This is a genomic window from Lapidilactobacillus wuchangensis (genome assembly GCF_003946645.1).
GTDB lineage: Bacteria > Bacillota > Bacilli > Lactobacillales > Lactobacillaceae > Lapidilactobacillus > Lapidilactobacillus wuchangensis.
Map to the genome: position 1 here is coordinate 20,362 of NZ_RHOU01000018.1, position 8,584 is coordinate 28,945.

Consider the following 8,584-nt stretch of genomic DNA (forward strand, 5'->3'; position numbering starts at 1 on the left):
TTTCATCAGGTAGTTACTGAGCGATTGACAGCTAGCTTTGCGAAAACTGCCTTGATATCAACTAAATCTAAAGTGGACCACACTAGCTCAAAACGCAGTGAAGGCCGCCGGAGTGTCAGCCGCGAAATTATCCTTGGCGATTTATCGCTTAGGATAAGGCTTGTATTTAAGATTTTGCGCAGCAAAAGCTTAAATCAATGCCCGCAGCGTTCCACGCTCCGCCGGCCGCAACGGAGTTGTCCGCTCTTCTGCCTAAAACCAACTAATCTCCAATCAATCCACTAGCACCATAGGCAATTACTAATTATTTTTGGCAGCGGTAACAGAATAGAGTAAAATAGTTGGCAGGTATCTATTCAGTGATTGGCGCTGTCCAATTACTGGTTAAACGTGTTCGAAATGATTATAAACACTGAACTTCACAACTTTTTTGAAACGGAGGACTTGTTGATGCGCAAGTCATATATCATGGCGATTGATGAAGGAACTACCAGCACACGAGCGATTATTTTCGATCATCAAGGGCGTAAAGTCGCTGATGCTCAGAAAGAATTTCCCCAGTATTTTCCGCAGCCTGGTTGGGTTGAACACAACGCTAATGAAATTTGGACGGCAGTGCTGTCAACAATTGCCACTGTCTTTATCGATTCGGGCATTCAATCTGATCAAATTCAGGGCATTGGCATTACCAATCAGCGGGAAACCACCGTTATTTGGGATAAAACTACCGGCCAACCAATTTACAACGCCATTGTTTGGCAATCACGGCAAACTAACGACTTGGCGGCTAAATTACGAGCCGACGGTTGGGAAGAAAAAATTCATCAAAAAACGGGGCTCCTAATTGACGCTTATTTTTCCGCGACCAAAATCCGTTGGCTACTCGACAAAGTGCCCGGTGCCCAAGAACGTGCCGACAAAGGCGAGTTGCTTTTCGGCACGATCGATAGTTGGCTGACTTGGAAATTAACTGGTGGGCGCGTGCACGTGACCGATTATACCAATGCCAGTCGGACGATGCTTTTTAACATTCATGACTTAACTTGGGATCAAGAAATTCTCGACCTGCTGAATATTCCCCGGAAAATGTTGCCGGAAGTTGTCAGCAATTCGCAAGTTTACGGTCATACTTTGCCGCGCCATTTTTACGGCAATTCCGTGGCGATTGCCGGTTTAGCTGGTGATCAACAAGCGGCTTTATTTGGCCAACTGGCACTGCATAAGGGCATGGTCAAGAACACTTATGGCACTGGTTCTTTCATTGTGATGAACACTGGTACTGAGCCGACTATTTCTCATAACAAATTATTAACGACCATTGGTTATGCGCTTGATGGCCAAATCAATTATGCCCTGGAAGGTTCCGTTTTTGTGGCCGGTTCGGCCTTACAATGGCTGCGCGACAGCATGAAAATGTTAGATTCTGCACCAGAATCCGAGCAAGCTGCGTGGCTATCACAAAGCAACAACGAAGTTTACGTGGTGCCAGCTTTCACTGGCCTAGGTGCGCCTTATTGGGATAGCGATGCCCGCGGCGCTGTTTTCGGCTTAACGCGTGGCACGACCCGCGAGGACTTTATTAAAGCCACTTTACAATCATTGGCTTATCAAACCCGCGATGTCGTCGACACCATGAATCGCGACACCGGCCTCAGCATCCCCGCTTTACGCGTCGACGGTGGCGCTGCTAAAAATAGTTATTTAATGCAATTTCAGGCCGACTTGTTAAACATTCCGATTGAGCGAGCCGAGAATTTAGAGACCACCGCCATGGGCGCAGCCTTTTTAGCGGGCTTAGCTGTGGGCTACTGGCGAAATCTTGACGAAATTCAGCATATTTTTAAAATTGGCCAAACCTTCGAACCGCTCATGAAAAATGACGAACGGGAAAAACTTTATCACGGCTGGCAGAATGCGGTGGCAGCGACGCGAATGTTTCGGAACTGATCTGATACTTAGCTGAGTTTTTCTTATTGTTAGTAAACAATTACCACTGTTATCAACTCAAAGTTAATCAACACCAACAAAAACACTCGTCGTCAAAAAATACGGTAGCAGATTCTTCTTCATGAAGATCTTGCTACCGTATTTCGTTTTTCTTTAATTGACTGGAATCAGTAAGATCGGCTTACTTAAGCAGTTCCACCGCAATATTCCCATTATTATTAGCAACCATCAATTTCTTAGGGCCGCCCTTCTTACTGGCGGGTAAATTATTATTACCCTTTTTTACAGCAGTCGTAATTGCGTAATCATCATAACCACCGACAATTGAACCGGTTATGTTGCCATTTTTATTTTTTAAATCAATTGTTTTACCAGCGGTTAATTTGTGCAAAAGAATGTTACCGCCTTGATTAGTGAGCGAGACGGCAGCTTTAACAGTCAAGGGTTCCATTTGAATACTGTCATCGCTAGTCGTTATTTTAAGTGTGCTCAACTGTTTATCAGGCACCTGCAAAACTATTTTCCGTGAGTTAGCCGCAGCTTTACGGCCGAAATAATCAGTCCATTTCTTATCAGTAGCCGCAGTCATGGTCAGTGTATGTTGCGCCGAGACAGCTATTTTGTAGTATTCTTGATTGCTTTCTGAATAGGCAATGTGGATTTGCTGGTCAGGTGACGGCACGACTTTCACTTGGCGATCACGCACAGCCAGCTTAACGCTGGTCACTTTTTTAGTGCCGGACTGATAATTTTTATCGACAAATTGCTCGTTATTGCCACAGCCAGTTAACAAAACGACACCTAAAATCAGACTCATGAGACTTACTAGTACGGTAATTACTTTTTTCATTATTTCTCTCCTCCACTATGGCAGTGCTTTTATCCGACAATTGCTTTGTTCGGTTGCAACTGTTATAACGATTATGAACCCTTGGGTAACACAAGGGTCAAGGAGATTATTATGGCAAATTATTTTTCCGTTGGCGAAACCGCTAAGAAAGTACAAACCACGATTGAAACGCTGCGCTATTATGACCGCATCGGTTTGGTGCAGCCCAGCAAAAAAGACGCCGCAACTAATTATCGTTACTATACCGACCAAGATATCGTTCGAATCAACACCGTGTTAGCCTTAAAACAAATGGACTTGCCGCTACGTAAGATTAAAGAAGTTCTCGGATTTAACGATCTTGAGAAGCTGATTGCTTTCCTAAACGCTGCCGAAAAAAAGGCCGACCAAAAAATGGTGGCCTTGAAAGATAGCAAGGAAAAAATTGAAAGGGCTAAACAAGATTACGAAAAAAGGTTACGTGCTCATAGCTCCGTTGCCGGAATCAGCAGCAAATTTTTCGAGCAGCGTGTGATTTTACTATCCAACACCTTAAGTGCGCCAACTGTTGATAATTTATGGCATTACTTAGATAACTTCTACGGGCAGTTGTCACCACAACAGGTTCAACAGTTCTCTTTTGCTGATACTGCTGGCATTTATATTGAGAATAATATTGCCAATATGTTTGCCATTTGTTTAAATTATGTCACTGTTCCCGGCCTGAAGATTCTGCCCGCCGGCAACTATTTATGTGCTGATTGCACCGAAGAAAATCGCAGTAGTAAATTAGATGAGCTCACACGAATTGCCCAAAGCAAATATGGCATCAAGCCGCAATTCACCGTGCAACAAATCATGATCTCCGGTATTTTACAATGGCATTATCAGCTGCAAGTTTATTTAGGAAAATCAGAAAACAGCTTAGACTAATCCTAATAAATACGCAAAGCAGGTCAGAAATGCTTAAAATATTATTCACAAATGATAAATTTATTATGCCATAATAGCGTTATTGCCTTGTCATCTGTTGACAAAATCATCGACAGAATCGAAGCGCAATTATCATGTTTGAATTGGCTTTTATCCAAATTCTAGTGGGCGTCTTCTTGGCGCTATTCAATCGTTGGCTGGACGATGATCACCGGAAGTAACACTGGCAAGGCTCCTCAGCGCACCCGTTTATTAATGAGATAAATGTAAAAAAAGCCCGCAACTACTAACGATAGTTGCGGGCTTTGGTGCAATTAATGTTTGAATCGGCTTTACGCCATCATTGTAACATCAATCACTAATAATACCAAGTTAAAGTCTAAGCTGTGAGGAGCTGTGGAAGTTAGCGTAGAGTGACTTCAATTATTTGCTTGAGCTGGTACAACCAGAACGAGTGAATAATTAAGTTATTCATAGCTAACTGCAGCTTCGAACACAATTCCAAATATCAAAAACAGTGGCCACAGACATCTTAGCGAAGATAATCCTGTGACCACTGTTTTCATTTTAGCAATTTTTTATTTACTTAAGCTAGTACCGTGGCGGCAGCCAATAAGCTACCTGTGATGCCTGCGTCGTCGCCTAGTTGGACATGGACGATATATTGATCCAAATCAGGAACCCGAACATAATCATTCATCAACTTCAGGAATTCAGTGCGGATCATTGGGAACAATTGGCTTTGCTTCATGACGCCACCGCCGAAAATAATAATATCCGGTGAGAAGGTCAAGGTGTAAGTCATGCAGGCTTGAGCCAAATAGTAAGCTTCTTTTTGCCAGCAATCATCAGTTGGTGTTAATTCATAACCTTTTTTGCCAGTCCGCTTTTCAACGGCGGGGCCAGCAGCGATGCCTTCGAGACAATCGCCATGATATGGGCAGACACCAGCAAAATCGTCGCCAGCAGCGCGGTGCATTAGAATATGACCACCTTCAGGATGGCTACGGCCACTGTATAGTTCACCGTGAGAAATGTAGCCTACGCCGACACCCGTACCAACTGTGACATAGAGAATATTCTTTTTGCCAACACCGGCGCCTTTTTTATATTCGCCATAAGCGGCGACGTTCACATCAGTCGTCCAAACGAAAGGAATCTGATAATGATCACGCAAAGCGCCTAAGAAATTGTAATTCTTCCAAGCCAACTTGGGCGTGTCCGTAATATAGCCATATGTGGCTGAATCAGGATCAATATCAATTGGGCCAAAAGAACCAATGCCTAACGCTTCAATCTGATATTGATCAAAGAATGCAAACACCTGGGCAATTGTTTCTTCTGGTGTTGTCGTTGGAAATTTAACGCGTGCTTGAACATTGCCGTCCTCGTCGCCAACAGCACAGACAAACTTGGTGCCGCCTGCTTCAATGCCGCCTAATAAATGTGCCATTTAAATCCTTCCCTTGCTTTTCTAATTATTTATCAAAACGGTAACTACGAATTTCTGCACCGCGTAAATCCTGGTCGTTGGCAACTTTGGTTGGTTCGCTTAAGAAGTTAACCACTTCAGCTGCGGCTTGATTATGGGCCACCTGAACAGACTTGCTAGCTTTGCTTAAGTTATAACCGCGAACAATTAATTTGGCCTTGGCGTCACGTTCAACGCCAGTAACAGCAAAAGCTTGGTCAGCCGACTTGATTTGTAACCATTGACCAGCAGCAGCTAAATCACCAGTTTGATGAGCTAAACTCTTCGTCAAAATTGGTGTTTGCCAAGCGCGGGCCAAATGATAAGTTTCATTGCGATCAGCTTCGCTAGCGCCATGGAATAATAGCGCGAAGTGAGCGGTTTGCGCACCTTGGCACTGAGCTTCTGGTGTTAAGAAGTAGCCCCAGTCACCTAATTCGCCGATACAACGTAGCATTGTCACCGCAATCGTACCATCTGCTGGTAAAATTTCGTATTCATTCAAACCATAGTTCGCAACAGTCACGCCACCTTGGTCATCATGCAAGTTAACAAACGCTTGTTGCCGTTGAGGATTAGTTGGGTTTTCCCATTCTTTACTTGGTAAGTTAGGCCGATCAACCACTTCAAAAATCGATTCCGCTTGATGCGTTGTCGCCTTAATTTGGGTTGGGAATAAAACCCGTAAACGATGGTTAGTTGCTTGGTTATCGTAGCTAACTTTGAAGTCTAACTGCCGCGCACCTTTTTCAAGGGTGATTAAAGTGTGCAATTGTAAGGCAATCGTCTCGTCGCTGCGAGTTGCTTGACGATGGGTAATGTCAATCACCGCTCGTTGTTCATAATTCAATTGTGCGGACGCCGCCTTAGGAATTTGTAATGTCGAAATGACTTCGACAATGGCCCGTTGGCTGGAATTCTCAACGACATGAATTTCAGGCGCTTGGTCAGTGGAATAAATCCGCCGTTGATCCGCCGTTTCCTTGAAGATATATTCGTTACCCATATCGCCCACATCTTCGAAAACAGCCTGACGTGTGTAAGTCCGCTGATTAGGCTTGTCGACAATCGTCAAACTACCATCAACTGGTGAGATCGTTGCTTTGAGCCAATCATTTTCCAAAACATTGTTGTTGGTCAACAAATGAGTCTGATCTTGATCAGCGTACATCCGTGGTGTGGCTACTGGTGCTAAGGCCAATGTTTGCCATGAGAAGGCTGGCAAAGCATCGACGTGAACTTCAACTTCCGCATAAAGTGCCATGTAAGGGACCCGGAACCGATCCTTTGGTAAATCAGCGCCAAAGCGAGTCGTAAAGCCAGTCACACGACCTTCATACTGTTTGCCAGTGGCATCGACAATCTTGAAGTTGCGATTTTCCTGTTCACCTAATTGCATCTTGGCAAATTGAGCATCAGGCCGACCGTCACTGAATAATGCCCGGTCTAATTCGACTTCGGCAGTGACGGTACCAGTTTTGGCAACATCACTGGCATTAATAATTGCAAATGGATAGCTGTCTTTAGCAAAGTCATCAGTCTTGATCCGTGCTGCCATCGCAGCTTCCGCGTCATCACGAATTGATTGGGCAATCGCTTCAACCTTTTCGAAGCGCGTCATCATTTCCCGATGAACTTCGTCAACAGAACAGCCGGTAATACTATCATGAATATCATTTTGTAATAATAATTTCCAAGCGTAAGTTAATTGATCTTGCGGATATTGGTCCGCTGGTAAAAAGATCGCCGCTAATTGAGTGGCTTCATTGATTAATTCTTGCTGTACTTGTGTATTCTTTTGCTTCAGGTAAATTCGTGATGAAGCAGTGTTTGTCAATGTGTACCAGCCATCAGTTTCTTGAGAAGTTAATTCACCTTTGACCTCGCTTAAGTTCTTTGGCAAATCAGCTTTAACAGCAGCCAAGTAATCATCAAAATTAGAATGAATAAATTCGTAATCAGGGAACAATTCTTGGGCAACTTCTAAGGCCTTGGTAACATCTTTTTGAACAGGCTGATGGTCAACCCCATTCATCATTAGCAAATTATCAGTTGAAGCATACTTCTCAACGTCGGCCAACTTCTTGGTCCAATATGCCTTAGCTTCCTTACGATCAACAGGAATTTCATTACCATTGCTGTACCAGTTAGCAAAGAGAATCCCCAGCACTGCACTCTTATCAGGGCCAGACCAAGTCATTTCGGAGAAGGAAGAATCAAAGGCACCTTCTGAAACTTGATTATTCAAACCAGTTGGCTTTACACCACGACCAAAAGCAACGGCGTCTAAATCAGCCAAGTGCAACATTTGTGGTGTTTGGCCCATATTACCAAAAGTATCAGGGAAATAGCCGATGCCCATCATTGGCCCATATTTTTCAGCAGTTTGACGACCAATTTGGAAGTCCTTAACATGAGCTTCAGGACTGATCAAGAAATCATCTTGCAACACGTAAAATGGCCCAACGCGTAACTTGCCAGCAGCAATCGCCTTTTTAATCCGCCCTTCATTCTCAGGACGAATCGCCAAATAGTCATCAATAATAATAGCTTGACCATCAAGTTGGAAGCTATTGAATTTCGGATCAGTATCAATCAAATCCAACACTTCATCAAGTAACTTCACCAAGCGCAAATGATGCTTCTCAAAAGGCATGTACCATTCACGATCCCAGTGACTATGAGAAATAACAAAAACCTTTTTCTTTGCCATGATTTATATCTCCTTAATAAACAAGTTGTGAGGGATGACGGGCTTTTGGCGTAGGATAATTTCAATTATTTGATTGAGCGGTGCAACCGATCGAGCAAATAATTAAATTAGCCATAGCCATTTGTCATCCCGAACACGATTAGAAACAAGTTGTGAGTGTCCGAGTGTCAACAATCTAAGATTAGGCGAATTTGCTTAAGTCGCTCCTTAGATGGCCACGGTAGGTGCCGAGCGATTAAGAGGGCGTGGAACATGGTGGGCGTCGATTTGAGCTTATTGCTGCGCAACAATCTCAAATACGAGCCTTATTCTAACCGCTAAAGCGGCAAGAATAATTTCACCATTGACGCCAATCGCTCGGCCCCTACCTGAATAAACTAACTGAATTGAGTACCACTGCTTAGAAAACCAGATTGCAGAAACTAACAAAATTTGTTTGATAAGCTTTCTGAATAAAGCCGGAAATCGTCAAGCAGAATTATTTTTCTACACTACTCAGTTGTTACCGCAATTCAAGTCAAGTTGATTTGTCTCACAGCAATTGCCTTGACCTCTAATAATAATGAAATAAGCTAACTCAACTCCAGACGGAATGGAGGGCGTGGTTGTCAGCCGCCAAATTTGTCTTGCCGCTTTAGCGGTTAGACAAAGGCTCGTATTTGAAACAATTGCGGTTTTTCAATTGGTTCAA

General features: G+C 43.5%; 6 protein-coding genes. 2 read left to right on the forward strand and 4 right to left on the reverse strand.

All coding sequences use genetic code 11. The annotated features are described in order from the left end of the window. The first annotated feature begins 450 nt into the window (after positions 1–450). Positions 451–1,947, forward strand: coding sequence for a glycerol kinase GlpK (gene glpK / locus EKM82_RS10510; RefSeq protein WP_164508255.1), 1,497 nt, complete (start codon positions 451–453; stop codon positions 1,945–1,947). A 181-nt stretch (positions 1,948–2,128) separates the two neighbouring features. Here glpK and EKM82_RS10515 read toward each other — a convergent pair whose 3' ends face one another. Then, positions 2,129–2,797 carry a DUF4097 family beta strand repeat-containing protein gene (locus EKM82_RS10515; RefSeq protein WP_125769148.1) on the reverse strand — a complete coding sequence of 223 codons (669 nt, stop codon included), beginning with the start codon at positions 2,795–2,797 and terminating at the stop codon, positions 2,129–2,131. 111 nt (positions 2,798–2,908) lie between these two features. Here EKM82_RS10515 and EKM82_RS10520 point away from each other — a divergent pair, with 111 nt between their 5' ends. Then, positions 2,909–3,709, forward strand: a complete 801-nt coding sequence (locus EKM82_RS10520) for a MerR family transcriptional regulator (protein WP_125769151.1) — start codon at positions 2,909–2,911, stop codon at positions 3,707–3,709. Between the two features lie 586 nt (positions 3,710–4,295). On the opposite strand, the gene EKM82_RS10525 is transcribed toward EKM82_RS10520, so the two are convergent. From EKM82_RS10525 to EKM82_RS11695, 3 genes are all read right to left on the reverse strand, one after another. Then, positions 4,296–5,162: an ROK family protein gene (locus EKM82_RS10525; protein ID WP_125769155.1), complete on the reverse strand. Its 867-nt coding sequence runs from the start codon at positions 5,160–5,162 to the stop codon at positions 4,296–4,298. Positions 5,163–5,187: 25 nt separating this feature from the next. Then, on the reverse strand, positions 5,188–7,893 hold the full coding sequence (locus tag EKM82_RS10530) for an alpha-mannosidase (protein ID WP_125769158.1): 2,706 nt from the start codon (positions 7,891–7,893) through the stop codon (positions 5,188–5,190). A 273-nt stretch (positions 7,894–8,166) separates the two neighbouring features. Then, complete coding sequence (locus EKM82_RS11695) at positions 8,167–8,322, reverse strand: hypothetical protein (RefSeq protein WP_164508256.1); 156 nt, start codon at positions 8,320–8,322, stop codon at positions 8,167–8,169. Positions 8,323–8,584 lie beyond the last annotated feature (262 nt).